The organism is Kitasatospora sp. NPDC051705 (genome assembly GCF_044453265.1).
Classification (GTDB): Bacteria; Actinomycetota; Actinomycetes; order Streptomycetales; family Streptomycetaceae; genus Kitasatospora.
Genome location: NZ_JBITCO010000005.1, coordinates 29,063 through 53,391 on the forward strand (window position 1 = coordinate 29,063; position 24,329 = coordinate 53,391).

At 74.0% G+C, this 24,329-nt stretch carries 22 protein-coding genes; 17 read left to right on the top strand and 5 right to left on the bottom strand.

What is annotated here, in order from left to right; genetic code table 11:
* Positions 1-71 precede the first annotated feature (71 nt).
* From ACIA8Q_RS08300 to ACIA8Q_RS08315, 4 genes are all read left to right on the top strand, one after another.
* Entirely contained in the window at positions 72-1,661 is a 1,590-nt protein-coding gene (locus ACIA8Q_RS08300; protein ID WP_396316911.1) for an acyl-CoA carboxylase subunit beta, read from the top strand.
* Between the two features lie 24 nt (positions 1,662-1,685).
* Positions 1,686-1,907 carry an acyl-CoA carboxylase epsilon subunit gene (locus ACIA8Q_RS08305; RefSeq protein ID WP_360216299.1) on the top strand — a complete coding sequence of 74 codons (222 nt, stop codon included), beginning with the start codon at positions 1,686-1,688 and terminating at the stop codon, positions 1,905-1,907.
* A 152-nt stretch (positions 1,908-2,059) separates the two neighbouring features.
* On the top strand, positions 2,060-2,200 hold the full coding sequence (gene mmpB, locus ACIA8Q_RS08310) for a morphogenic membrane protein MmpB (RefSeq protein ID WP_360216302.1): 141 nt from the start codon (positions 2,060-2,062) through the stop codon (positions 2,198-2,200).
* 34 nt (positions 2,201-2,234) lie between these two features.
* Positions 2,235-2,837, top strand: a complete 603-nt coding sequence (locus ACIA8Q_RS08315; RefSeq protein WP_360216305.1) for a nucleoside triphosphate pyrophosphatase — start codon at positions 2,235-2,237, stop codon at positions 2,835-2,837.
* Between the two features lie 47 nt (positions 2,838-2,884).
* Here ACIA8Q_RS08315 and ACIA8Q_RS08320 read toward each other — a convergent pair whose 3' ends face one another.
* Positions 2,885-3,685, bottom strand: coding sequence for a hypothetical protein (locus tag ACIA8Q_RS08320; RefSeq protein WP_360216308.1), 801 nt, complete (start codon positions 3,683-3,685; stop codon positions 2,885-2,887).
* A gap of 97 nt (positions 3,686-3,782) precedes the next feature.
* Between ACIA8Q_RS08320 and ACIA8Q_RS08325 the strand changes: the two genes are divergently transcribed.
* Together ACIA8Q_RS08325 and ACIA8Q_RS08330 are read left to right on the top strand one after the other, a co-directional pair.
* Entirely contained in the window at positions 3,783-4,517 is a 735-nt protein-coding gene (locus tag ACIA8Q_RS08325; protein ID WP_360216311.1) for a hypothetical protein, read from the top strand.
* A 236-nt stretch (positions 4,518-4,753) separates the two neighbouring features.
* Positions 4,754-6,529, top strand: a complete 1,776-nt coding sequence (locus ACIA8Q_RS08330) for a biotin carboxylase N-terminal domain-containing protein (RefSeq protein ID WP_360216314.1) — start codon at positions 4,754-4,756, stop codon at positions 6,527-6,529.
* A 128-nt stretch (positions 6,530-6,657) separates the two neighbouring features.
* On the opposite strand, the gene ACIA8Q_RS08335 is transcribed toward ACIA8Q_RS08330, so the two are convergent.
* Positions 6,658-7,617: a DeoR/GlpR family DNA-binding transcription regulator gene (locus tag ACIA8Q_RS08335; RefSeq protein WP_387901321.1), complete on the bottom strand. Its 960-nt coding sequence runs from the start codon at positions 7,615-7,617 to the stop codon at positions 6,658-6,660.
* Positions 7,618-7,853: 236 nt separating this feature from the next.
* A complete protein-coding gene (locus tag ACIA8Q_RS08340; protein ID WP_360216321.1) occupies positions 7,854-9,308 on the bottom strand; it encodes an NAD(P)H-quinone dehydrogenase in 1,455 nt (484 codons plus the stop codon).
* Positions 9,309-9,407: 99 nt separating this feature from the next.
* Between ACIA8Q_RS08340 and ACIA8Q_RS08345 the strand changes: the two genes are divergently transcribed.
* The gene (locus ACIA8Q_RS08345) at positions 9,408-9,845 is read left to right on the top strand and encodes a gamma-glutamylcyclotransferase (protein ID WP_360216324.1); all 438 of its coding nucleotides are present in this window, start codon (positions 9,408-9,410) and stop codon (positions 9,843-9,845) included.
* Positions 9,846-9,870: 25 nt separating this feature from the next.
* On the opposite strand, the gene ACIA8Q_RS08350 is transcribed toward ACIA8Q_RS08345, so the two are convergent.
* Complete coding sequence (locus ACIA8Q_RS08350; RefSeq protein WP_360216327.1) at positions 9,871-10,848, bottom strand: hypothetical protein; 978 nt, start codon at positions 10,846-10,848, stop codon at positions 9,871-9,873.
* A gap of 230 nt (positions 10,849-11,078) precedes the next feature.
* On the opposite strand from ACIA8Q_RS08350, the gene ACIA8Q_RS08355 reads away from it, so the two are divergent.
* The 6 genes from ACIA8Q_RS08355 (at position 11,079) to ACIA8Q_RS08380 (ending at position 19,349) form a co-directional block, all read left to right on the top strand.
* The gene (locus ACIA8Q_RS08355; RefSeq protein WP_396316912.1) at positions 11,079-13,304 is read left to right on the top strand and encodes a HAMP domain-containing protein; all 2,226 of its coding nucleotides are present in this window, start codon (positions 11,079-11,081) and stop codon (positions 13,302-13,304) included.
* Positions 13,305-13,325: 21 nt separating this feature from the next.
* A complete protein-coding gene (gene pgsB / locus ACIA8Q_RS08360) occupies positions 13,326-14,837 on the top strand; it encodes a poly-gamma-glutamate synthase PgsB (RefSeq protein ID WP_396316913.1) in 1,512 nt (503 codons plus the stop codon).
* A complete protein-coding gene (locus ACIA8Q_RS08365) occupies positions 14,834-15,316 on the top strand; it encodes a poly-gamma-glutamate biosynthesis protein PgsC/CapC (protein WP_360216336.1) in 483 nt (160 codons plus the stop codon). The genes pgsB and ACIA8Q_RS08365 overlap by 4 nt, the downstream gene beginning before the upstream one ends.
* Positions 15,317-15,411: 95 nt before the next feature.
* The gene (locus ACIA8Q_RS08370; protein ID WP_396316914.1) at positions 15,412-16,500 is read left to right on the top strand and encodes a C40 family peptidase; all 1,089 of its coding nucleotides are present in this window, start codon (positions 15,412-15,414) and stop codon (positions 16,498-16,500) included.
* Between the two features lie 148 nt (positions 16,501-16,648).
* A complete protein-coding gene (locus ACIA8Q_RS08375; RefSeq protein ID WP_360216342.1) occupies positions 16,649-17,470 on the top strand; it encodes a purine-nucleoside phosphorylase in 822 nt (273 codons plus the stop codon).
* A 154-nt stretch (positions 17,471-17,624) separates the two neighbouring features.
* Positions 17,625-19,349 (top strand): phospho-sugar mutase, encoded by a 1,725-nt coding sequence (locus ACIA8Q_RS08380; protein WP_360216345.1) that lies wholly within the window; start codon positions 17,625-17,627, stop codon positions 19,347-19,349.
* Between the two features lie 142 nt (positions 19,350-19,491).
* Here the strand turns inward: ACIA8Q_RS08380 and ACIA8Q_RS08385 are convergent, their stop codons facing one another.
* On the bottom strand, positions 19,492-20,172 hold the full coding sequence (locus ACIA8Q_RS08385) for a PH domain-containing protein (protein ID WP_360216348.1): 681 nt from the start codon (positions 20,170-20,172) through the stop codon (positions 19,492-19,494).
* A 106-nt stretch (positions 20,173-20,278) separates the two neighbouring features.
* Here ACIA8Q_RS08385 and deoC point away from each other — a divergent pair, with 106 nt between their 5' ends.
* From deoC to ACIA8Q_RS08405, 4 genes are all read left to right on the top strand, one after another.
* The gene (deoC, locus tag ACIA8Q_RS08390; protein WP_360216351.1) at positions 20,279-21,265 is read left to right on the top strand and encodes a deoxyribose-phosphate aldolase; all 987 of its coding nucleotides are present in this window, start codon (positions 20,279-20,281) and stop codon (positions 21,263-21,265) included.
* A gap of 5 nt (positions 21,266-21,270) precedes the next feature.
* Positions 21,271-22,752 carry an aldehyde dehydrogenase family protein gene (locus ACIA8Q_RS08395; protein WP_360216353.1) on the top strand — a complete coding sequence of 494 codons (1,482 nt, stop codon included), beginning with the start codon at positions 21,271-21,273 and terminating at the stop codon, positions 22,750-22,752.
* Positions 22,745-23,647, top strand: coding sequence for an aldehyde dehydrogenase family protein (locus tag ACIA8Q_RS08400; RefSeq protein WP_360216356.1), 903 nt, complete (start codon positions 22,745-22,747; stop codon positions 23,645-23,647). The genes ACIA8Q_RS08395 and ACIA8Q_RS08400 overlap by 8 nt, the downstream gene beginning before the upstream one ends.
* A 221-nt stretch (positions 23,648-23,868) precedes the next feature.
* The gene (locus ACIA8Q_RS08405) at positions 23,869-24,285 is read left to right on the top strand and encodes a hypothetical protein (protein WP_387901265.1); all 417 of its coding nucleotides are present in this window, start codon (positions 23,869-23,871) and stop codon (positions 24,283-24,285) included.
* The last annotated feature ends 44 nt before the right edge of the window (positions 24,286-24,329 follow it).

Below are 24,329 nucleotides of genomic sequence, written 5' to 3' on the forward strand. Positions count from 1 at the left end.
ATGCCCGGGACCCACTCCGGCCCGCGCGCACTCGAACAGGTCGCGGCCCATGGATCAGGGAGAGCCACCGGATGACCGAGGCGCCGTACGACCCCCACACCACCGCCGGCAAGCTCGCCGACCTGCGGCGCAGGCTCGACGAGGCGGTGCACTCCGGCTCCGCCAAGGCCGTGGAGAAGCAGCACGCCAAGGGCAAGCTGACGGCCCGCGAGCGGGTGGTCGAGCTGCTGGACGAGGACTCCTTCGTCGAGTTCGACGAGTTCGCCCGGCACCGCTCGACCAACTTCGGGCTGGACCGGACCCGCCCGTACGGCGACGGCGTGGTGACCGGCTACGGCACCGTGGACGGCCGCCAGGTCGCCGTGTTCGCGCAGGACTTCACCGTCTTCGGCGGCTCCCTCGGCGAGGTGTTCGGCGAGAAGATCGTCAAGGTGATGGACTTCGCGCTGAAGACCGGCTGCCCGGTCATCGGCATCAACGACTCCGGCGGCGCCCGGATCCAGGAGGGCGTGGTCTCGCTCGGCCTGTACGGCGAGATCTTCCGCCGCAACGTGCACGCCTCGGGCGTGATCCCGCAGATCTCGCTGATCATGGGCCCCTGCGCCGGCGGCGCGGTGTACTCCCCCGCGATCACCGACTTCGTGGTGATGGCCGACCAGACCTCGCACATGTTCATCACCGGCCCGGACGTCATCAAGACCGTCACCGGCGAGGACGTCGGCATGGAGGAGCTGGGCGGCGCGCGCACCCACAACACCAAGTCGGGCAACGCGCACTACCTCGCCACCGACGAGAAGGAGGCCGTCGAGTACGTCAAGAGCCTGCTCTCGTACCTGCCCTCCAACAACCTCTCGGACCCGCCGTCCTACCCCGAGCAGGCGGACCTCACGGTCACCGACGAGGACCTCGAACTCGACACCATCGTCCCGGACTCGGCGAACCAGCCGTACGACATGCGCAAGGTGATCGAGCACGTCGTCGACGACGGCGAGTTCCTGGAGACCCAGCCGCTGTACGCGGGCAACATCATCACCGGCTTCGGCCGGGTCGAGGGCCACCCCGTCGGCGTCGTCGGCAACCAGCCGATGGATCTGGCCGGCTGCCTGGACATCGCCGCCAGCGAGAAGGCCGCCCGCTTCGTGCGGACCTGCGACAGCTTCAACATCCCGGTGCTGACCTTCGTCGACGTGCCCGGCTTCCTGCCCGGCACCGGCCAGGAGTGGGACGGCATCATCCGCCGCGGCGCCAAGCTCATCTACGCCTACGCCGAGGCGACCGTCCCGCTGATCACCGTGATCACCCGCAAGGCCTTCGGCGGCGCGTACGACGTCATGGGGTCCAAGCACCTGGGCGCCGACCTCAACCTGGCCTGGCCGACCGCGCAGATCGCGGTGATGGGCGCGCAGGGCGCGGTGAACATCCTGCACCGGCGCGAGATCGCCGAGGCCGAGGCCGCCGGGAACGCCGAGGAGCGCCAGGCCGAGCTGCTCGCCTCGTACGAGGACACCCTGCTCAACCCGTACCTGGCGGCCGAGCGCGGCTACGTGGACGCGGTGATCGCACCGAGCGAGACCCGCCGGCACATCGTCCGGGGCCTGCGGGCGCTGCGCGGCAAGCGCGAGGTGCTGCCGCCGAAGAAGCACGGCAACATCCCCCTCTAGGCCCCGTCGGGAGAGAATCTAGCCATGGCCCCGATCCACGTGCTGCACGGGCAGCCGACCCCCGAGGAGCTGGCCACCGTCCTGGCGGTGGTCCAGGCCCGGGCCGCCGCCGCGCAGGCCGCCGCGGAGGCGGCGCGCCTGGCCGGTGTCGGCCCGGCCTCCCCCTGGAACGACCGCTCCCGCCTGCTCCGACCCGCCGTCCACCCGGGCGTCAACGCCTGGCGGACGTCCGGGTGGGCGGGCTGATCCGAGCCGAGCCGAGGTGTGCGGAGTGGGAAGTCGACCCGGTCGACTTCCCACTCCGTACGCGTTCCACCGCCGTCCCCGCCGCCCTGACCGCCGGAAACTGAGTACGGATACTCAGGCGCCCGGGCCCCGGCGCGGCGCACTCTGGACGGGTGCTCTGGTCAGACCCTCGCGACGAGCCCTCCCCGGAGGCCCGCCGGATGCTGGAGCGGCTGCACCGGGCCGGCCGGGTGCTCGCCGCCCTGTTGCTGGTGGGCGCCGTGCTGCTCATGATCTTCCCCTCGTTCACCTGACCGGCGGACACCCGCACCCCCTACCCTGGTGGGCATGACCGACCAGCGCCCCCTCGTCCTCGCCTCCGCCTCCCCCGCCCGCCTCGGGCTGCTGCGCCAGGCGGGCCTCGACCCGCGCGTGGTGGTCAGCGGCGTCGACGAGGACGCGATCAGCGCCCCCACCCCGGCCGAACTCGCGCTGGTCCTGGCCGAGGCCAAGGCCAAGGCGGTCGCCGCCGCACTGACCGGCGCCGAGCTGGTGATCGGCTGCGACTCCGTCCTGGAGCTGGACGGCCTGGCGCTCGGCAAGCCCGCCGACGCCACCGAGGCGCTGGCCCGCTGGCAGTCGATGCGCGGCCGGTCCGGGGTGCTGCGCACCGGCCACTGCGTGATCGACACCGCGACCGGCCGGCAGTCCTCGGCCACCGCCTCCACCACCGTCCGCTTCGGGACCCCGGACGACGCCGAGATCGCCGCCTACGTGGCCTCCGGCGAGCCGCTGCACGTCGCCGGGGCGTTCACCCTGGACGGGCGCTCCGCGCCCTTCGTCGAGGGCATCGACGGCGACCCGGGCAACGTCATCGGTCTCTCGCTGCCGCTGCTGCGCACCCTGCTCGCCGACCTCGGCGTCCGGATCACCGACCTCTGGAGCCGGTAGCCCGCCCGGCGGCCCGCCCGGGCCGGTGACCCGCCCGGGCCGGCGGCTCACCCGGCGGGGGCGTTCCTCGCCAGGAAGGCCAGCACGTCCGGCAGGGCGCCGTCCGCGAGCAGGTCGGCGCCGTGGTCGCCGCCCGGGTAGATCTTGAGCTCGTTCACGGGGGACCTCCCGAAGTCGTGCATCTGCCGGGCGTTCCCGGCGAACGGGGAGTCGTCCTCCTCGGCCGCGAAGAACTCCGGGGCCCGGAGGGCCTTCAGGGCCTCGTGCGCGTCCTCACCGTCCCAGGACCACGGGCCGCTGAGCGAGACCACCGCCGCCACCGGCAGCGGGGTCGGCGCGCCCGCCGCGACCAGCGAGCCGGTGGCCCCCTTGGAGGCCCCCAGCAGCACCACCGCGGTGACGCCCTTGGTGCCCAGCCAGCTCAGCGCGGCCGGGATGTCCCTGGACGGGCTGCCCCCGACGGTGGCGGCCAGCACCGCGTAGCCCGCCCGGGTGAACGCGGGCAGGTAGGGCAGCCAGTCGCAGAGCGAGCCCTCCGCCTGGTGCGAGAACACCACGGCGACCTTCGCCGCCCCGCCGTCCGCCTGCTGGAAGTACGCCGGCCGGACGCCCGAGGCGCCCTGCAGGTCGATGCTGCCGGCCCTGGCCCGGTCCTCGCCGAGGCAGCCGTCCGTCCGGTCCGGCCGCGGGGTCGCCCCGCCCTGCACCGCCCCGGCCGCCGTCGTGCCGCCCCGGGCCGACGCGGTCGCCGCCGCGTCCCCTCCCGGCCCGGGACCGCCGCACCCCGCCAGGGCGAGCAGTGCCAGCAGTGCCACCGCCTTCGCCGACTTCCCCGTTGTGTAGGTCATGTGACGAACGCTAGGGAGACCGTCACGCACGGTCAATGGTCGTGCGGGGCGGGCGCCGCTAGGGTGATGGCCGTTCGAACGGGGAGGGGACGCGGCGATGACCGACGGCGTGCTCAACGTGCTGCTGGGGCTGGTGGCCAGTGCCATCAGTGCCGCGCTCGGCTGGCTGGGGCAGGCGCTGCGACGCCGCCGCCGGGTCGAACGGGTCCGGGAGTTCCTCGGGCTGCCGGCGGGCGGCGAGTGCCTGATCGTGGTGCCGCGCAGTGTCGGGACGGGCTCGCACGCCAACACCGTGACCCGCCGGGACGCCTACGCGCTGATGTGGCTGGCCGGGCTGGTCGAGGAGTGCGGGGCGCGCCCGGAGCTGGTCGCGCACGACGCGGCGCACCGGGGGCTGGGCGTCAAGACCGAGCTGTGCCTGGGCGGCCCGGTCAGCAACGACCGGATGGCCGCGCACCTCGCCTGGGGCCTGCCGGGGGTGCTGGTGACCTCCGGTCCCGGTCCGGGGAGCAACGTCATCGTGGTGGGCGAGCGCGAGTTCGCCGCCGACCGCGACCAGGTGCACACCCTGCTGGCCCGGATCGCCACCCCGGAGGGCGGGCGCCCGGTGTTCCTGATCTCCGGCCAGACCGGCACCGCCAACCAGGCGGGCGTCCGGTACCTCGTCGCCCACCACCGCGAACTCGCCCGGAAGTACGGCCGCAACGGAAGCTTCGCGATCGTCCTGCGGGCGCTCAACCCGGAGGCGTACGGGCCGGACATGGTGGAGGTCGCCGCGGACGTCACGGCCGAGGCCCTGCAGCGCCCGGCCGCCCGCACGACCGCCGCTTGAGCCCGCCGGGCGAGAGTGTGTCCGATGCCACCGGGGCGCCACGCCGCCGCACCGTCACCCGCAGCGAACCGGGCCTCCCCGGCGGCACCGGCCGCGACCTGCGACGTCACTCGGAGGACGGCCGCGGAGGCCGCGAAATCCATCACCGTCCGTGTGGGATAGTTCACAACCTGGGGCTACTCGCCGGTACCGCCCAGGAATCCATAAACTCGACCAGGTTCAAGAAGGGAGCCACAGTGCGCAAGGTGCTCATCGCCAACCGCGGGGAAATCGCCGTCCGCGTCGCCCGGGCCTGCTCGGACGCCGGTATCGCCAGCGTCGCCGTCTACGCCGAGCCGGACCGGGACGCGCTGCACGTCCGCGCGGCCGACGAGGCTTATGCGCTGGGAGGCGACACCCCCGCTACCAGTTACCTGGACATCAGCAAGGTCCTGAAGGCCGCCGAGGACTCCGGTGCCGACGCGGTCCACCCCGGCTACGGGTTCCTGTCGGAGAACGCCGAGTTCGCCCAGGCCGTGCTCGACGCCGGTCTCACCTGGATCGGCCCGCCCCCGCAGGCCATCCGCGACCTCGGCGACAAGGTGACGGCCCGGCACGTGGCGCAGCGCGCCGGCGCGCCGCTCGTCGCCGGCACGCCGGACCCGGTCTCGGGTGCCGACGAGGTCGTCGTGTTCGCCCGCGAGCACGGCCTCCCGGTCGCCATCAAGGCGGCCTTCGGCGGCGGCGGCCGCGGCCTCAAGGTCGCCCGCACGCTCGAGGAGATCCCGGAGCTGTACGAGTCCGCGGTGCGCGAGGCGGTCGCCGCCTTCGGGCGCGGCGAGTGCTTCGTCGAGCGCTACCTGGACAACCCGCGGCACGTGGAGACCCAGTGCCTCGCGGACAAGCACGGCAACGTGGTGGTCGTGTCCACCCGTGACTGCTCGCTGCAGCGCCGGCACCAGAAGCTCGTCGAGGAGGCGCCCGCGCCGTTCCTGACCGCCGAGCAGAACGCCGAGCTCTACCGGGCGTCCAAGGCCATCCTCAAGGAGGCCGGCTACGAGGGCGCCGGGACCTGCGAGTTCCTGGTGGCGCTGGACGGCACGATCTCCTTCCTGGAGGTCAACACCCGTCTGCAGGTCGAGCACCCGGTCACCGAGGAGGTCACCGGGATCGACCTGGTCCGCGAGATGTTCCGGATCGCCGACGGCGAGGAGCTCGGCTACGGCGACCCGGAGGTGCGGGGTCACTCCTTCGAGTTCCGCATCAACGGCGAGGACCCGGGCCGCAACTTCCTCCCCGCGCCCGGCACCGTGACGCTGTTCGCCCCGCCGTCCGGCCCGGGCGTCCGGCTGGACTCCGGCGTGGAGAGCGGCTCGGTCATCGGCCCGGCCTGGGACTCCCTGCTGGCCAAGCTGATCGTCTCCGGCCGCGACCGCAAGCAGGCCCTGGAGCGGGCCCGCCGCGCGCTGAACGAGTTCAAGGTCGAGGGCATGGCCACCGCCATCCCGTTCCACCAGGCGGTCGTCACCGACCCGGCGTTCGCGCCCGAGGTGCACGGCGACGAGGGCCCGTTCAAGGTCTTCACCCGGTGGATCGAGACCGAGTTCGACAACACCATCCCGCCGTTCGCGGGTGCGGCCGGCGACGGCGAGGAGGCCGAGGGCCGCGAGACCGTCGTGGTCGAGGTCGGCGGCAAGCGGATCGAGGTCTCGCTGCCGTCCTCGCTGGGCGTCGCGGCGGCGCCGGCGGCCGGTGCCACGGGTGCCGCGAAGGCCAAGCGCCGGGTGGGTGCCAAGAAGGCCGGTTCGGCGGTCAGTGGTGACACCCTGGCCTCGCCGATGCAGGGCACCATCGTCAAGGTCGCCGTGGAGGAGGGCCAGGTCGTCGCCGAGGGCGAGCTGATCGTGGTCCTGGAGGCGATGAAGATGGAGCAGCCGCTGAACGCGCACAAGGCGGGCACGATCGTCGGCCTCAAGGCCGAGGTGGGTGCCAGCGTCAGCAGCGGTGCCGCGCTCTGCGAGATCAAGGACTGACGCCCGCAGGGGCTTCACCCGGCCGGTCCGTACGCCCCTCGGGGTGTGCGGACCGGCCGCGTTCCCGGGCCCGTCCGGCCGGGTCGCGGGCCCGTCCGAGCTGCCTCCCGGGCCCGTCCGGCCGTGGCTCAGCGCCCGCGCGGCAGGCCCATCTCGGCCAGCCGGACGGGCATGCCGCCGCCCGGGCCGGCCGGGCCCCCGTGCGCTCCGGGCCGCCGCTGGCCGGGCAGCGGGGCCCCGCCGGGGGGCGGGCCGGCCCGCCGGGGCAGCGGCCCGGGCTGGGTCTGGTGGACGGGGCCGCTGCCGGTGCCGTGCACCGGGGCGTCGCCGGTGGGGGCGGCGCCGAGCGGCGCCAGGTCGATCTGCACCCCGCAGTCGGCGAGCGCGTCCAGTTCGCGGGCGGTTGCGTCGTCCGCGGTGGCGTGCTCGTCGGTGACCAGCCGGGTGATGGTCTCGGTGGGCACGGTCTGGAACATGGTGTCCGCGCCGAGCTTGGTGTGGTCGGCGAGGACGATGACCTCGGAGGCCGACTGCACCAGCGCCCGGTCCACGCTCGCGGACAGCATGTTGGTGGTGGACAGGCCCCGCTCGGCCGTCAGCCCGCTGCCGGAGATGAAGGCCTTGGACACCCGCAGGCCGTGCAGGGACTGCTCGGCACCGCTGCCGACCAGTGCGTAGTTGGAGCCCCGCAGGGTGCCGCCGGTCATCACCACCTCCACCCGGTTGGCGTGCGCCAGCGCCTGGGCGACCAGCAGCGAGTTGGTGACGACGGTGAGGCCGGGCACCCGCGCGAGCCGGCGGGCCAGCTCCTGGGTGGTGGTGCCGGCGCCGACCACCACCGCGTCGCCCTCCTCCACCAGGCCGGCGGCGAGGTCCGCGATGGCGCTCTTCTCGGCGGCGGAGAGGTGGGTCTTCTGCGGGTAGCCGGGTTCGCGGCTGAAGCCGCCGGGGAGCACCGCGCCGCCGTGCCGGCGGTCGAGGAGCCCTTCTGCCTCCAGTGCCCGTACGTCGCGGCGCACGGTCACTTCGGACGTCTGGACGACGCGGGCCAACTCCCGGAGCGAGACCGCTCCGTTGGCGCGCACCATTTCGAGGATCAACTGGCGACGTTCTGCTGCAAACACAGAACCGACGGTAACCTGCGTGACCGTCTGCTTTCAGGCGTTTGCAGCTAGTAGCGGGAATTGCTCGCGTCCGAGCGGCGCGTGACCGTACAATACGCGCCGTCAGCAACCCGGCACTGCGCCCGCCGTCCGGGTGACGATCACTCCTGCGCGAAGGGCGGCCGCCGGTCGGCAGCCGCCCTCAACTGTGCGCCGGAGGCTCAGGATTCGCCGCCGGCCCGCTTGCGGATGTGCAGCTGCCGGGCGGCCTCGGCGGTCGAGCCGGAGACGGACGGGTAGACCGTGAAGGCGCTGGCCACCTGTTCGACCGTCAGATTGGCGTCCACCGCGAGCGAGATCGGGTGGATCAGTTCGCTGGCGCGCGGGGCGACGACCACGCCGCCGACCACGATGCCGGTGCCCGGGCGGCAGAACAGCTTCACGAAGCCGTCCCGGATGCCTTGCATCTTGGCCCGCGGGTTGCCGCGCAGCGGCAGCTTGACCACGACCGCGTCCATCTTGCCGCACTGCACGTCCGCCGCGGTGTAGCCGACGGTGGCGATCTCCGGGTCGGTGAAGACGTTGGAGGCGACGGTCTTCAGGTTCAGCGGCTGCACCGCGTCGCCCAGCGCGTGGTACATCGCGATCCGGCCCTGCATGGCCGCCACCGAGGCGAGCATGAAGACGCCGGTGCAGTCGCCGGCCGCGTACACGCCCGGGGCGCTGGTGCGGGAGACCCGGTCGACCTGGATCTGGCCCCAGTCGTTGAGCTTGACCCCGGCCTCCTCCAGGCCCATCTCGGCCGTGTTGGGGATCGAGCCGACCGCCATCAGGCAGTGCGTGCCCTCGATCACCGTGCCGTCGGAGAGGGTCACCTCGACCTTGTCGCCGATCCGCTTGGCGCTCTCGGCGCGGGAGCGGCTCATCACGTTCATGCCGCGGCGGCGGAAGACGTCCTCCAGCACCTCGGCGGCGTCCGGGTCCTCGCCGGGCAGCACCCGGTCGCGCGAGGAGACCAGGGTGACCTTCGAGCCGAGCGCCTGGTAGGCGCCGGCGAACTCGGCACCGGTGACACCGGAGCCGACGACGATCAGCTCGCGCGGCAGCTCCTCCAGGTCGTACACCTGGGTCCAGGTCAGGATCCGCTCGCCGTCCGGCTGGGCGTCCGGCAGCTCGCGCGGGTGGGCGCCGGTGGCGATCAGCACCGCGTCGGCGCGCAGCGACTGCACGGTGCCGTCGGGAGCGTCCACCAGCACCTCGCGGGAGCCGTCCACGGCCTGCCCGCCGGAGCCGAGCCGGCCGCGGCCGCGCAGCACGGTGACGCCCGCGCGGGTGACCGACTGGGTGATGTCGTGGGACTGCGCGATCGCCAGGCGCTTCACACGGCGGTTGACCTTGCCCAGGTCCACGCCGATGACCCGCGCCGCCTGCTCGGCCGGCGGGGTGTCGTCCGCGACGATGATGCCCAGCTCCTCGAACGAGCTGTCGAAGGTGGTCATCACCTCCGCGGTCGCGATCAGGGTCTTCGACGGCACGCAGTCGGTGAGCACCGCCGATCCGCCAAGACCGTCGCGGTCGACGACGGTCACCTCCGCGCCGAGCTGAGCGGCCACCAGGGCCGCCTCGTAGCCGCCGGGTCCGCCACCGATGATCACGATCCGAGTCACGCTCACCATTGTCCCGCACGCCGGGAGCGCCGCCACGCCGGGGTCGGGGCTCCGGTGCGATCGTCCAGGAGCCCCGGAGCGTCCGCCGACCGGGCTACTCTTCCCCCCATGCCCCTTTACGCCGCGTATGCCACCAACCTCGATGCCCGGCAGATGACCCGCCGCGCCCCGCACTCCCCGCTGCGCGGCACCGGGTGGCTGGACGGCTGGCGGCTCACCTTCGGCGGTGAACACCTCGGCTGGGAGGGCTCGCTGGCCACCGTCGTCGAGGACGAGAAGGAGCGGGTCTTCGTCTCGCTGTACGACGTCTCGCCGATGGACGAGGAGGGCCTGGACCGCTGGGAGGGCGTCCAGCTCGGCATCTACCGCAAGACCAAGCTGCGCGCCCAGACCCTGGACGGCGACATCCAGGTCTGGACGTACGTGCTCAACGACTACGAGGGCGGCCTGCCCGCGGCCCGCTACCTCGGCCTGATCGCCGACGCCGCGGAGAGCGCCGGCGCCCCGCACGACTACGTCATGGACCTGCGCCGCCGCCCCTGCTAGGTCCACTCCTTCGGGCCCGCCACCGCTAGCCCGCCGCCCAGCCGCGCGCCGTCCGCGCCAGCACCCCGGCCACCTCCGCGCGGCGGGCCGGCTCGGTGCGCAGCGCGTTGCCCAGCTCGACGTGCAGCCACGGCACCGCCAGCCCGGCGGCGAACCGGCCCTCCACGTTGGTGGTGCCCCCGAGCTGCCCGCACTTCTCCCGCCAGGCCCGGCAGACCGCGAAGCCCGCCCGGTCAAGCCCGGCCGCCGTCGTGTCGGCGGCCGGCCCCGGCTGCCCGGCGCCGCTGGAGACCACCGCGTCCTGCCCGGGCAGGCTGCCCTCGTCGAAGCCGTGCACCTGGATGCCGGGCAGTCCGCGCCCGGTGAGCGCCTCCACCACCGCCGCGAAGACGGTGTCGGCCCGGTGGGCGACGTCCGAGGCGCCGTCCGGCCCGGCCCTGCGGTGCGCCCCGGCCAGCACCAGCACCCCGCCGGGCGCGGCCCGGAAGAGGTCCACCCCGAGCGCCTCGGTGCGCGCGTCCGACACCGGGTGCGGCACCTGCACCGACCAGCCGGCCCGGACCGAGAGGTCCAGGTAGACCCGGCCCCAGCCACGGCCGTCCGCCGCGGTGGCGTCGGCGATCTCGGCCACCCGCCGGCCGGTCGCCGCCTCGGTGAACTCGGTCAGCCGGTAGCCCACCCGCGCCAGAGCCCGGCCCGCCTGGTCGGGGTGGCCGTCCAGCGCGCCGAGCACGCCGTCGGCGATCGCCCGGCGCTGCCCGGCGTCCGGCACGGCGTACGGGCCGGACGGGCCGAAGCCCTCGGTGTACGCGTCCACCAGGGCCGCCAGGTCCACCGGGCCGGGCCCGGTCGGGCCGGTCGGGCCCGCGGGGGCGTCCCGCACCGCCGCGGGCGGGCCGGCCGTCCCGCGCGCGGCGAGGGTCAGCACGACCGCGAGCGCCGCGAGCACCAGCAGCACCGCCACCGGCAGCAGTGGTGTGCGTCGCGAACCCCGAGTCTCCATGGCCGTCGAACCTACCCTGCCGGCCACCGTGTCCATGATCCACACCGGGTGGACGAAAAGAGATCCCGAAGCGACATCCGACCGCAACCGAGACGTGACAACTTTTGCGATTCCTCTTCGTACGCTGATTCGGCTTGACCCATTCTTGATCAGCGCTTGACCGAGGAGGCCGGCGGAGCTTCCCGGGGGGGGCGGGCCGCGCCGGGCCTTCGGAGGAGAACGAGGCCCCCGTGAGCACGGCACCCAACCCGCCGCGACAGCACCGCTATCGCCGCCGGGCCGACATGCCGCTGCTCGGAGGCATCCGGCCGCCCATCGTGCTGCTCCTGGTGCTGCTGCTCGCGGTCGCCGCGATCACCGCGCTCGCCGTCGGCGGACTGCGCGTCGACGACACCCCGCAGGCCGTCCGGGAGTCCCACCAGTACGCCGCCGAGGACACCGCGGCCTCGCTGCGCGCCGGACTCCACGAGAGCGCCACCGACCTGCGCCGCGCCGCGGCCCGGTACGACGCCGCGCCCGCCGAGCCCTCCGCCGTGCTGACCGCGCTCGGCCAGGCGTACCACAAGTGGCGCGGCACCGTCGTGGTCCGCCCCGACACCGGCCGGCTGCTCGCCGCCCGCGGCGAGACCGTTCCGCTGGCCAGCCTGGACCTCGGCAGGGTCACCGACACCGCGCCCGCCCCCGTGCTGGTGCCCTCGACGACCGGCACCCGGCTGCTCACCTTCGCGCTCGTCACCACCAAGGCCGACGGCCGGGCCCTGCTGGTCGCCTCCGACAACCTTCGGCTGCCCGGCATCGCGACCCGCAAGGAGCAGACCATCCAGGTCCTGGACGCCGCCGGCGCCGTCCTGGACACCACCGGCGCCGAGCTCGGCGCCGAGGCCGACCGCAAGCTCGTCTCCGGCGCCCGGGAGCGCGCCGCCCGCGAACGCCCCCTCCCCGGCGGGACGGCCTCCGGCAGCCTGGCCGGCAGCCCGGACGCCAAGGGCGTGCGCCGGGTGGCCGGCTACGCCGCCGTCGGCACCGCGGGCGGGCACGACCTCGCCACCCCGCTCGGCCTGACCGTGGTCTCCACCAGCACCGTCGACGGCAGGCCCGGCAGCCTGCGGCACCCCCTGCTCGGCCTGGCCGCCGCCGGCGCCCTGACCGCCCTGGCCCTGCTGCTCGCCTGGTACCTCGTCCGCAGCCTCCAGCGCCCGCTGCTGCGGCTGTTCCTGGAGTCCCGCCGGCTCACCCGCGGGGACCGCCTCGACCAGCCCGTCCACGGCCCCGCCCGCGGCGAGGCCGGCCGGATCACCCGCGCCCTGGAGGAGCTGCGCCTGCAGCTGCTCGACCCGGCCCGCCCGCCGGCCCCCGTCCGGCCCGCCCGCCGCCGACCGGGCACCGCGCTGCCGCTGGCGCTGTGCGCCGTCCTGGTGCTCGGCTGGTCCGGCCCGCTGCTGCTGCTCGGCGGCAACGACCCGACCGTCCGGGTCCCCACCCAGGTGGTGGCCGGCCAGCGCGACCGCACCGACACCGCCGCCGACCGGGTCCGCCAGGCGCTCAACGAGGGCTACGCGGACCTGCGCTCGCTCGCCCCGGAACTCGCCGGCGTTTCCGTCGGCCAGGCCGACGCCCTGCTGCGCGCGACCCTGGCCGAGCACGACCGCTACCGCGCGCTGTACGTCCTCGGCGCGGGCGGCGAGCTCCTGGCCCACGTCGGCGAGCCGCCGCACCGCACCGGCCCGGAGGCGCTCGGCGCGAGCGGCGTGCTGCTGCTCAACAGCTCCGGGAAGGAGCCGCGGATCGCCGCCCGCGCCGCACTCGCCGCGGCGCCCGCGGACGCCGAGGCGGAGGGCGCCGCCGAGCCGGCGGGGCCGGTGCTGGTCGGCGAGTTCAAGACGGACTTCCTCAGCGCGCTGCTGGTCCGCCCGGGACTGGGCCGGGTCTGGCTGGTCGACGACCGGCAGCGGGTGCTGGCCGCCAACGCGGGCTACAGCTCCTTCGGCGACCTGCCCGAGGGCCGCGCCAAGGCCCTGCTGGCGGGCGCCGGGAAGTCGGCCGCCGCCGACGTGCTGCGCGGCGGCGGCGACCCGGCCCTGCTCGCCGCCGCCCCGCTCGGCGGCAACGGCAGCGTGGCCAAGCTCGGCTGGTCGGTGGTCACCGCCCACCCGGTGGCCTGGCTGCACCTGGACCAGAACCGGGCCGACCGGCGGGCCGTACTGGCCGGCATGCTCGGCCTGGCCGCGGCCGCGCTCTGCCTCGGCTGGCTGTTCATCGCCGTCGGCCTGCCGCTGCGCCGGCTGGCGGCGAGCGCCGAGGCGCTGGCCGCCGGTGACCGACGGACGGTGCTCTACCCCGTCCACCACGACGAGGTGGGTGCCGTCGCCCGGAGCCTGGAGCTGATCCGCCAGGAGCTGGCCCGCCCCCGCCGTACCGCCACCGCTCCCGCCCCCGCGCCCGCGCCCGCCCGCTGAGCCCCGCCCGAAGGACCTCCCGTGCTCTTCCTCTACGTCGTGCTGCTGGTCTGCTGCGCCGTGCTGCTGGTAGCCGGCATCGTCGAGCAGCGCCGGCACTTCGCCGCGCTGGAGCAGATCCCCACCCGGGTGCTGGTCAACGGCATCCGCGGCAAGAGCTCGATCACCCGGCTCTGCGCGGGTGCGCTGCGCGGCGGCGGGCTGGTGACGGTCGCCAAGACCACCGGCACCGCCGCCCGGTTCATCCACCCGGACGCCACCGAGGAGCCGGTCTACCGCAAGTTCGGCATCGCCAACGTGGTGGAGCAGATCGGCATCGTCCGCCGCGCCGCCACCTACCGGCCGGACGCCCTGGTCATCGAGTGCATGGCCGTCATGCCGGCGCTCCAGGAGGTCAACCAGACCAAGCTGATCCGCTCCACCATCGGCGTGCTGTGCAACGTCCGCGAGGACCACCTCGCCGAGATGGGCCCGACCCTGGACGACGTCGCCCGCTCGTTGTCCCGCTCGATGCCGGTCGGCGGCGTCTGCGTGACCGCCGAGCAGGAGCGCGCGCACATCCTTCGCGAGGAGGCGGCCCGCCGGGACTGCCGGCTGATCGTGGTGGACCCGGAGTCGGTCACCGACGAGGAGCTGCGCGGCTTCAGCTGGTTCACCTTCAAGGAGAACGTCGCGATCGCCCTGGCCGTCGCCGAACTCCTCGGCGTGGAGCGGCGGACCGCGCTGCAGGGCATGTGGGCGGCCCCGCCGGACCCGGGCGTGCTCTCCGTCGAGCGCTACCGCACCGAGGACGGCAAGCGGCTGCGGTTCGCCAACGTCTTCGCCGCGAACGACCCCGAGTCGACGCTGATGAACGTCCGCCAGCTGGAGGACCTGGGCGCGATCCACCGCCCGCTGAACGTGGTGGTGAACTGCCGCCCGGACCGGGTCGAGCGCAACGGGCAGATGGGCCAGATCGTGCCCGACCTCGACCCGGACACGGTGTTCCTGATCGGCCACCCCACCAAGAGCGCCCGCGACGGCATCCCGGCCGGCTGGTCCGGCCGGGTGGTCGACCTCGGCGGCGACCGGCGCGACCCGGCGCAGCTCACCGCCGAGCTGCTGGCCGAACTCGGCCAGGACTCCTCGCTGGTGGCCGTCGGCAACATCCACGGCCAGGGCGAACTGTTCCTGGAGGAGCTGGCCCGGCTCGCCCCCGACGAGGACCCGGACGCCCCGGACGCACCCGAGTCCGCCTACCGGGAGCCCGAGCCGCTCTACCCCGAGCCGGACTACGGCGACCCGGGCTACCACCGGCCCTGGCCGTACGAGGCCGGCGCGTACGAGGCCGGCGCGTACGAGCCGGTCGCGTACGAGCCCCGGCCCTACGAGGCCCAGCCGTACGAGGCGGGCGCGTACCGGTCCGGGCCGCAGGCGTACCGCCCGCACCCGTACGAGCCCGGCCCCGCGGTGCCCGTCCACGTCCCCGAGCCGATCCCCGACTCCTGGTACGACCCCCTCCCCCGCACCACCGACCACGGAGACCAGCAGTGATCCCCACCGAGCTCACCCCCGAGATCGCCGCCATCGGCATCGCGCTCGGCCTGGTCTTCTCGCTCGTCTGCTACCTGACCACCAACCTGTCCCCCGGCGGCATGATCACCCCCGGCTGGCTGGCCCTCACGCTGGTCGAGGACCTCCAGCGGGTGGCCATCGTGATCGGCGTGACGGTGCTGACCTACCTCGCCACCCGGCTGGTCCAGAAGCTGGTGATCCTCTACGGCAAGCGGCTGTTCGCCGCCGTGGTGCTGATCGGCGTGCTGCTGCAGGCGACGGTGATGCTGGTGCTCCAGCGCGAGCTGCCGACCCTGTACGCCAACCAGACGCTCGGCTTCATCGTCCCCGGCCTGATCGCCTACCAGCTGGTCCGCCAGCCCCGGGCCGCCACCCTGATGGCCACCAGCACGGTGACCCTGGCCAACTACGTGGTGCTCACCGCCGGCGTCCTGCTCGGCGCCCTGCCCGGCACCTGATCCCGCACGCGCCGGACGCGCCGGAACCACCCGGAAGCCCGGCCCCCGGACCACCCGGACCCCAGGACCCCAGGAAGGAAGCGAGCGAGCTCCCGATGCCCGTCACCCGCAAGTCCCTGCTCAGCGGCGGCCTCGCCGTCACCCTGCTCGCCGCCAGCGGCTACCTCACCGTCCAGCTGCGCGACCGCGACCGGCAGCCGGCCGCGGGCGGCACCGCGCCGCTGATCACCACCACCGCCACCCCGGGCCCGGTCGGGGACACCGCCGCGGCGGCCGCCGGGTACCGCTACGAGCGCCTGACGGGGCCCGACCGGACCGTCGTCCGGGACGCCCGCGGCGGCGTGGTCGCCACCCTGACCGACAACGCCCGCACCGCCGTCCTGGCCGGCCCCAGCCGGACCTTCGCCGAACCGGGCACCACCGCGGCAACCGTGCTCTCCGACAACTGGGTGCGGCTGATGCCGCAGCCGTGGCGGCCGGGCGCGGAGCAGGAGGCCTGGTTCCGCACCTGGTTCCGGCAGTCGCTCGGCTCCACCGCGGACGACGTGCTGGCGGTGGCCGTCCAGTACCTGGCCGGCGCGGCGCCCGAGAAGGACGGCAAGGGCGTGCGGTTCAAGGGCGACGCCTCCTTCGGCCCGCTCAACCCCAACGGTTCGGTCGGCAACGACCTGCGCCTGGAACAGACCGACTTCCTCGACTACCTGGGTGTTCCGTACACGTTCGCGGACAAGGTCGCCAAGCAGCCCGACCGAGCCCGTTACGGCGCCTTCGACTGCTCCGGGTACGTCCGGATGGTCTACGGCTACCGGTCGGGTTATCCGCTGCTCTCCAAGGACGCGGCCGGCCCCGGCCTGCCCCGCACCGCCAACGGCCTGGCCCGGCTCGGCCCCGGCGTCCCGGTGCTGCCGCTGACCACCGCGCCGGGCTCCGACACCACCGTGCGGCCGGCCTCGATCGACCCGCTCCAGCCCGGTGACCTGGTCTTCTTCGAGATCGACACCCGCACCGGCGCCCGGCTCGACCACACCGGCATCTACCTGGGCCTGGACACCGACGGCCACCCCCGGTACGTCTCCAGCCGGGAGGAGGCGGACGGCCCGACCTTCGGCGACAAGGGCGGCACGGCGCGGCTGGACGACAACGGCCTGTACGCGAAGGGACTGCGCAGCGCGAAACGGCTCTGACGAGCGGCCCGGCCCCCTGGAGGTACCGACGAGTGACATCACCCGAAAGGCCTCATCCAGCTGTGCTTTCGGGTCAACCGGGTAACGATCCGGCACGCCGCGCCCGATTTTCTACGCGCGTAGCCGATTCCCGTCTATCCTCGGACCCGTGAACGCAACCCCTCAGTCGGTCGTCTCCGCCGACCCCTACGCCGCCGCCCAGGCCGCCGCCGAGCGCCTCCGCGAGCTGACCGGTGCCGAGCGGCACGACGTCGCCCTGGTGATGGGCTCCGGCTGGGTGCCGGCCGCCGACGCCCTGGGCGAGACCGTGGCCGAGTTCCCGGTCACCGAGCTCCCGGGCTTCCCCGCCCCCGCCGTCGCCGGCCACGCCGGCAAGATCCGCTCGGTGAAGATCGGCGACAAGCGCGCCCTGATCTTCCTCGGCCGCAACCACTACTACGAGGGCCACGGCGTGGCCACCGTCGTCCACGGCGTGCGCACCGCCGCCGCGGCCGGCTGCGGCATCATCGTGCTGACCAACGGCTGCGGCGGCCTGCGCCAGGGCTGGGTGCCCGGCCAGCCGGTCCTGATCAGCGACCACATCAACCTGACGGCGGACTCCCCGATCGTCGGCGCCAACTTCGTCGACCTCACCGACCTCTACTCCAAGCGCCTGCGCGAGCTGTGCCACGAGGTCGACCCGACCCTCGACGAGGCCGTGTACGTGCAGTTCCGCGGCCCGCACTACGAGACCCCGGCCGAGGTCAACATGGCCCGGGTGATCGGCGGCGAGCTCGTCGGCATGTCCACCACCCTGGAGGCCATCGCCGCCCGCGAGGCCGGCTCCGAGGTGCTCGGCATCTCCCTGGTCACCAACCTGGCCGCCGGCATCACCGGCGAGCCGCTCAACCACGAAGAGGTGCTCGAGGCCGGCAAGGCCTCCGCCGAGCGCATGGGTGAGCTGCTGGCGAAGGTCCTCGAGCGGATCTGACGCCCACCGGGCGCACGACGCACGAGCGACGGGGCCCGTGGGCGGGCGTGATCCGCCGATCACACCCGCCCGCGGGCCCCGTCCGCATGCGCACCCCCTGATTGCGGAACCCTCCGGCAGACAACCGACGAACTCCCCGATGGAGAACGCAGCGATGACGCAGGCACCCACCACCGACCTCCTCGCCCGGGCCCGGACCTGGCTGGCCGAGGACCCCGACCCGCAGACCCGCGAGGAACTGACCGCCCTGCTGGCCCGGGCCGAGGGCCCGGACGCGGAGTCGGACAGCAAGACCGCCTGGGCCGAGCTCGCCGAGCGCTTCTCCGACCGGCTCCAGTTCGGCACCGCCGGCCTGCGCGGTGAACTCGGCGCCGGCCCCATGCGGATGAACCGCGCCGTGGTGATCCGGGCCGCCGCCGGCCTGGTCGCCCACGTCCGCAAGCAGGAGCTCGGCGACCTCGTCGTCATCGGCTACGACGCCCGCCACAAGTCCTACGACTTCGCCCGCGACACCGCCGCCGTCGTGGTCGGCGCCGGCCTGCGCGCCGCCCTGCTGCCCCACCCGCTGCCCACCCCGGTGCTCGCCTTCGCCATCCGCCACCTGGGCGCGGCCGCCGGCGTCACCGTCACCGCCAGCCACAACCCGCCGCAGGACAACGGCTACAAGGTCTACCTGGGCGACGGCTCCCAGATCGTCCCGCCGGCCGACGCCGGGATCGCCGCCGAGATCGACGCCATCGGCTCGCTCGCCGAGGTCCCGCTGGCCGAGGACGGCTGGGAGGTGCTCGGCGACGAGATCGTCGACGCCTACCTGGACCGGGCCGTCACCATCGTCGACCGGCACAGCCCGCGCGACCTCGACGTCGTCTACACCCCGATGCACGGCGTCGGCCGCGACACCCTGGTGGCCGCCTTCCGCCGGGCCGGCTTCCCGGCGCCCACCGTGGTCGCCGAGCAGGCCGAGCCCGACCCGGACTTCCCGACCGTGGCCTTCCCCAACCCGGAGGAGCCGGGGGCGATGGACCTCGCCTTCCGCACCGCCGCGTCGGTCGGCCCCGACATCGTGATCGCCAACGACCCGGACGCCGACCGCTGCGCGGTGGCCGTACCGGTCAACGCCAACGCGGCCGGCAGCGGCAACGGCACCTCCGGCTGGCGGATGCTGCGCGGCGACGAGGTCGGCGCCCTGCTCGGCGCGGCCCTGGTCGCCAAGAAGGCCGAGGGCACCTTCGCCACCACCATCGTCTCGGCCACCCTGCTCGGCCGGATCGCCGAGGCCGCGGGCCTGGGCTACGCGGAGACCCTCACCGGCTTCAAGTGGATCTCCCGCGCCGAAGGCCTGCGCTACGGCTACGAGGAGGCCCTCGGCTACTGCGTCGACCCGCAGGGCGTCCGGGACAAGGACGGCATCACCGCCGCCCTGCTCGTCGCCGAGCTCGCCGCCACCCTCAAGCAGTCCGGCCGCACCCTGAGCGACCTGCTGGACGACCTGGCGCTGGAGCACGGCCTGCACGCCACCGACCAGCTGTCCGTCCGCGTCCAGGACCTCTCCCTGATCGCCGACGCCATGGGCCGCCTGCGCGAGCAGCCCCCGACCGTCCTGGCCGGGCTGGCCGTCACCCGCGCCGACGACCTCAGCGCGGGCTCCGCCGAGCTGCCGCCCACCGACGGCCTGCGCTACTACCTGGCCGGCGAGGGCGTCCGCTCCGCGCGCATCGTGGTCCGCCCCTCGGGCACCGAGCCCAAGCTCAAGTGCTACCTGGAGGTCGTCCTCCCGGTCGCCACCGCGGCCGACCTCGCCACCGCCCGCGCCCGCGCCGCCGAGCTCCTCGACGCGATCAAGCGCGACCTGGCCGAGGCCGCCGGCATCACCGCCTGACGCCCGGCCCCGCCCCGCACGAGTGCCTCCCGCCCCACCCGGGCCGGGAGGCACTCCCGCACCCGGCCCTCCCGGGACACCCGGCCCGGAACGCGCGAGGGGCCCGCCGAGCGGTCGGCGGGCCCCTCGTGGCGCGTCGTCGTCAGGCGGCGATCACCGCGATCAGCGCGACCAGGCCGACCACGGTGGGGGCGATGATCCACCAGCACCAGCGGACGCTGATCCCGCCGGCGGCCTCCGGGCGGGCGGCGTTGCGCTCGGCCATCTCCTGGAGGACGTTGGTGACCTGGTCGGACCAGGCCCGGGTCGGGTCCGGGGCGCCCTGCACGCCGGGGCCGGTGGTGGCCGGGCGGCCGAAGGCCAGGCCCATCCGGGAGACGTGCTCGGCGCCGCCGTTCTCCCGGGCCCGGTTGGCGCGCTTGCGCTGGCGCAGCGACACCGGCACCGCCCAGATCTGGAACTTCCGGCCCTCGGCCAGCAGCTCGACCGAGTACCCGGCGCGCAGTGCGTCGACCGAGGCCCACGGCGCGGTGATCGTCCGCCACGGGTTGCGCACGACCAGTCGCCGGTCGTTGGCGAGCACGGCCGGGCGCAGCGTGTAGGCGGCCACCGGGAACGCGAAGACCAGCGCCGCGGCGAGCGAGACGTACGGCGTCTTCCCGGTCCCGTTCAGCGCCGCGTCGCCGATCAGCCAGGCGGCCACGCCCAGCAGCAGCACGCCGGAGATCACACCGGGGACTGAGCGGTACACGCGGTCCGCGTACACGGTCTCCCCGTCGGGGGCGGCCGAGCCCTGGTGGGGCTTGCCGTCGGAATCGGTCATGCCGTCGATTCTGCCCCATGCCCCCCACGGTGAGGTCTCGGTCCGGCCACGAAAGGTGTGCCCCCTAGCGGTCGGCTACGCGCGTAGATATGCTGGTCTGGTGACTATGTCCACTGTTGCAGCCAATGCCCCCGGCGTTGCGGGCAGCGGCCTTCAGGACGTTGCGGCGTCCGAGGCCTCGCTCCGCCGCTTCCTGCACGGCCTGCCCGGCGTCGACCAGGTCGGCCTGGAGGCGCGTGCCGCCACCCTCGGTACCCGCTCGATCAAGACCACGGCGAAGGCGTACGCCATCGACCTCGCGATCTCGATGATCGACCTGACCACGCTGGAAGGCGCGGACACGGTCGGCAAGGTGCGCGCTCTGTGCGCCAAGGGCAGGACCCCCGACCCGACCGACCCGACCACCCCCCGCGTGGCCGCCATCTGCGTCTACCCGGACATGGTCGCCACCGCCAAGGACGCCCTCCGGGGCACCGACATCCAGGTCGCCTCGGTGGCCACCGCCTTCCCCGCCGGCCGCGCCGCCCTCCCGGTGAAGCTCGCCGACACCGCCGACGCGGTCGCCGCGGGCGCCGACGAGATCGACATGGTGATCGACCGCGGCGCCTTCCTCTCCGGCCGCTACCTCGACGTCTTCAACGAGATCGTCGCCGTCAAGGAGGCGTGCAAGCGCGCCGACGGCAGCTACGCCCACCTCAAGGTGATCTTCGAGACCGGCGAGCTGCAGACCTACGACAACGTGCGGCGCGTCTCCTGGCTGGCGATGCTGGCCGGCGCCGACTTCATCAAGACCTCCACCGGCAAGGTCGCCGTCAACGCGACCCCGCCGGTCACCCTGCTGATGCTGGAGGCGGTCCGCGACTTCCGCGCGCAGACCGGCGTCCAGGTCGGTGTGAAGCCCGCCGGTGGGATCAAGACCACCAAGGACGCCATGAAGTACCTGGTGATGGTCAACGAGACCCTCGGCGACGACTGGCTCTCCCCGCACTGGTTCCGCTTCGGCGCCTCCAGCCTGCTCAACGACCTGCTGATGCAGCGCCAGAAGCTCACCACCGGACGCTACTCCGGCCCCGACTACGTGACGGTGGACTGATCACCATGGCCAAGAAGAAGATCATCGAGGAGCCCGCGGCCAAGCCCGCCGGCGGCCTCTTCGCCTACGCCCCGGCGCCCGAGTCCCCCGCCGCCGCGGGTGACATCGCCACCTCGTACGGCCACTTCATCGGCGGCGAGTTCGTCGACTCCTCCGGCAGCGAGGCCCTGAAGACGGTCAACCCGGCGACGGAGCAGGTGCTCGCCGAGTTCGCCCAGGGCACCGACGAGGACGTCGACCGCGCCGTCGCCGCCGCCCGCGCGGCCTTCGCCGACTGGTCGGCGCTGCCGGGCAGCGAGCGCGCCAAGTACCTGTTCCGGATCGCCCGGATCATCCAGGAGCGCAGCCGCGAACTGGCCGTGCTCGAGTCGATCGACAACGGCAAGCCGATCCGCGAGACCCGCGACGTCGACCTGCCGCTGGTCGCCGCGCACTTCTTCTACTACGCGGGCTGGGCCGACAAGCTGGACTTCGCCGGCTTCGGCGCGGCCCCGAAGCCGCTCGGCGTGGCCGGCCAGGTCATCCCGTGGAACTTCCCGCTGCTGATGCTGGCGTGGAAGATCGCGCCCGCCCTGGCGACCGGCAACACCGTCGTCCTGAAGCCGGCCGAGACCACGCCGCTGACGGCCCTGCGCTTCGCCGAGATCTGCCGCCAGGCCGGTCTGCCCAAGGGCGTCGTCAACATCGTGACCGGCGACGGCCGCACCGGTGCCGCGCTCACCTCGCACCCGGACGTCAACAAGGTCGCGTTCACCGGCTCCACCCCGGTCGGCCGGGCGATCGCCAAGCAGCTGGCCGGCACCCGCAAGAAGCTGTCGCTGGAGCTGGGCGGCAAGGCCGCCAACATCGTCTTCGACGACGCGCCGCTCGACCAGGCGGTCGAGGGCATCGTCAACGGCATCTTCTTCAACCAGGGCCACGTCTGCTGCGCGGGCTCGCGCCTGCTGGTCCAGGAGTCGGTCCAGGACGAGCTGCTGGACGCCCTGAAGCGCCGGATGGCGACCCTGCGGGTCGGCGACCCGCTGGACAAGAACACCGACATCGGCGCCATCAACTCGGCCGAGCAGCTGGCCCGGATCACCGCGCTGACCGACGCCGGCGAGGCCGAGGGCGCCGAGCGCTGGTCGCCGGCCTGCGAGCTGCCGGGCACCGGCTTCTGGTTCAAGCCGACCCTGTTCACCGGCGTCAGCCAGGCCCACCGGATCGCCCAGGAGGAGATCTTCGGCCCGGTCCTGTCGGTGCTGACCTTCCGCACCCCCGAGGAGGCGGTCGCGAAGGCCAACAACACCCCGTACGGCCTCTCCGCCGGCATCTGGACGGAGAAGGGCTCGCGCATCCTCTGGATGGCGAACAAGCTCAAGGCCGGCGTGGTCTGGGCCAACACCTTCAACAAGTTCGACCCGACCTCGCCGTTCGGCGGCTACAAGGAGTCGGGCTACGGCCGCGAGGGTGGCCGCCACGGTCTGGAGGCCTACCTCGATGTCTGATGTCGCGACGCGTCTTGACGTCTTCAAGACCTACAAGCTGTACGTCGGCGGGAAGTTCCCGCGCTCCGAGAGCGGGCGGGTGTACGAGGTGACGGACTCGAAGGGCGAGTGGCTCGCCAACGCCCCGCTGGGCACCCGCAAGGACACCCGGGACGCCGTCCTGGCCGCCCGCGCGGCGGTCAAGGGCTGGGCCGGCACCACCGCGTACAACCGCGGCCAGGTGCTGTACCGGGTCGCCGAGATGCTGCAGGGCCGGCGCGAGCAGTTCGCCGCCGAGGTGGCGCTCGCCGAGGGCGTCGGCCCGAAGAAGGCCGCCGCCCTGGTGGACGCCGCGATCGACCGCTGGGTCTGGTACGCGGGCTGGACGGACAAGGTCGCCCAGATCGCGGGCGGCGCCAACCCCGTCGCCGGGCCGTTCTTCAACCTGTCGACCCCGGAGCCGACCGGCGTGGTCGGGATCGTCGCCCCGCAGGCCGGCTACGGGCACTCGCTGCTCGGCCTGGTGTCGGTGGTCGCCCCGGCGGTCGCCACCGGCAACACGGTCGTGGTCGCGGCCGCCGCGGACGCCCCGCTGCCGGCCCTGTCGCTGGGCGAGGTGCTCGCCACCTCGGACGTCCCGGGCGGCGTGGTCAACATCATCTCGGGCCGGACGGCGGACATCGCGCCCACCCTGGCCTCGCACCAGGACGTCAACGCGGTGGACCTCACCGGCGCGATCGCCGCCGACGGGCCCGGCGCGGCGAAGGCCCTGGAGGAGGCCGCCGCGGATACCCTGAAGCGGGTGGTCCGTCCGGAGCTGGACCCGTTCGCCCAGGACTGGACCAATGCGCCCGGTACGGACCGGCTACTCTCCTTCCTGGAGACGAAGACGGTCTGGCACCCGATGGGGATCTGACCCTCCCCGTCTCCACCGGGTGAACAACTCCACAAGCTGGCCGTCCCCCGTGCCCTCTCCCCCCCCAGGGCCCGGACGGTCATTGGACGGACCCGCGCCTCTCCCCCCCTGGCGCGGGTCCGTCGACTTTCGTCGCCGCGACGTCCGCCTTTCGGCGCTCCCCCGGGAGCCCGCCGCCGGGCGAGGATCGTGGCGGAGGAAGACGATCGAGGAGGGACGCCGTGGGAGAGTTCGTCGGCGAGCTGATGGCGCTGTTCGCGGACGGTTTCGTCCGCCGCCTGCACGTGGCCCGCACCCGGCGCCGGCTGGCCGCCGGCCGGACGGTACGGGTGCCCTGCTCGGCGCGGTCCGACCGCCCCGGCTGGCGGCCCGCCTACGTCAACGGCCGGCTGCGCATCACGCCCGGGGCCGCCACCGTGACCTTCGACACCCGCCCGGGCCGGATCGAGCTCCCCGCCGGCGGCACCTTCCACGACCCCGAGCCCGACGTGTGGCACGACCAGGACTGGGCCGCCACCGCCTACCGGCCGCCCGGCGACGGCGCCCCGGTCTTCCTCCAGGTCGACAGCCGCTACCTGCCGGTGGTCCACGCCGCCCTCGCCGACCCGAACTCGCAGCAGCCGCAACAGAAGGTGTGACCCGACCGGTTTCGGCATCGGGCCCCGATGCGTCAGACTGGTGT

Coding starts and splice junctions, on each gene's coding strand:
- ACIA8Q_RS08300 (WP_396316911.1), top strand. CDS start 72: ATGACCGAGGCGCCGTACGACCCCCACACCACCGCCGGCAAGCTCGCC.
- ACIA8Q_RS08305 (WP_360216299.1), top strand. CDS start 1,686: ATGGCCCCGATCCACGTGCTGCACGGGCAGCCGACCCCCGAGGAGCTG.
- ACIA8Q_RS08315 (WP_360216305.1), top strand. CDS start 2,235: ATGACCGACCAGCGCCCCCTCGTCCTCGCCTCCGCCTCCCCCGCCCGC.
- ACIA8Q_RS08320 (WP_360216308.1), bottom strand. CDS start 3,685: ATGACCTACACAACGGGGAAGTCGGCGAAGGCGGTGGCACTGCTGGCA.
- ACIA8Q_RS08325 (WP_360216311.1), top strand. CDS start 3,783: ATGACCGACGGCGTGCTCAACGTGCTGCTGGGGCTGGTGGCCAGTGCC.
- ACIA8Q_RS08335 (WP_387901321.1), bottom strand. CDS start 7,617: ATGGTGCGCGCCAACGGAGCGGTCTCGCTCCGGGAGTTGGCCCGCGTC.
- ACIA8Q_RS08340 (WP_360216321.1), bottom strand. CDS start 9,308: ATGGTGAGCGTGACTCGGATCGTGATCATCGGTGGCGGACCCGGCGGC.
- ACIA8Q_RS08345 (WP_360216324.1), top strand. CDS start 9,408: ATGCCCCTTTACGCCGCGTATGCCACCAACCTCGATGCCCGGCAGATG.
- ACIA8Q_RS08350 (WP_360216327.1), bottom strand. CDS start 10,848: ATGGAGACTCGGGGTTCGCGACGCACACCACTGCTGCCGGTGGCGGTG.
- ACIA8Q_RS08370 (WP_396316914.1), top strand. CDS start 15,412: ATGCCCGTCACCCGCAAGTCCCTGCTCAGCGGCGGCCTCGCCGTCACC.
- ACIA8Q_RS08380 (WP_360216345.1), top strand. CDS start 17,625: ATGACGCAGGCACCCACCACCGACCTCCTCGCCCGGGCCCGGACCTGG.
- ACIA8Q_RS08385 (WP_360216348.1), bottom strand. CDS start 20,172: ATGACCGATTCCGACGGCAAGCCCCACCAGGGCTCGGCCGCCCCCGAC.
- deoC (WP_360216351.1), top strand. CDS start 20,279: ATGTCCACTGTTGCAGCCAATGCCCCCGGCGTTGCGGGCAGCGGCCTT.
- ACIA8Q_RS08395 (WP_360216353.1), top strand. CDS start 21,271: ATGGCCAAGAAGAAGATCATCGAGGAGCCCGCGGCCAAGCCCGCCGGC.
- ACIA8Q_RS08400 (WP_360216356.1), top strand. CDS start 22,745: ATGTCTGATGTCGCGACGCGTCTTGACGTCTTCAAGACCTACAAGCTG.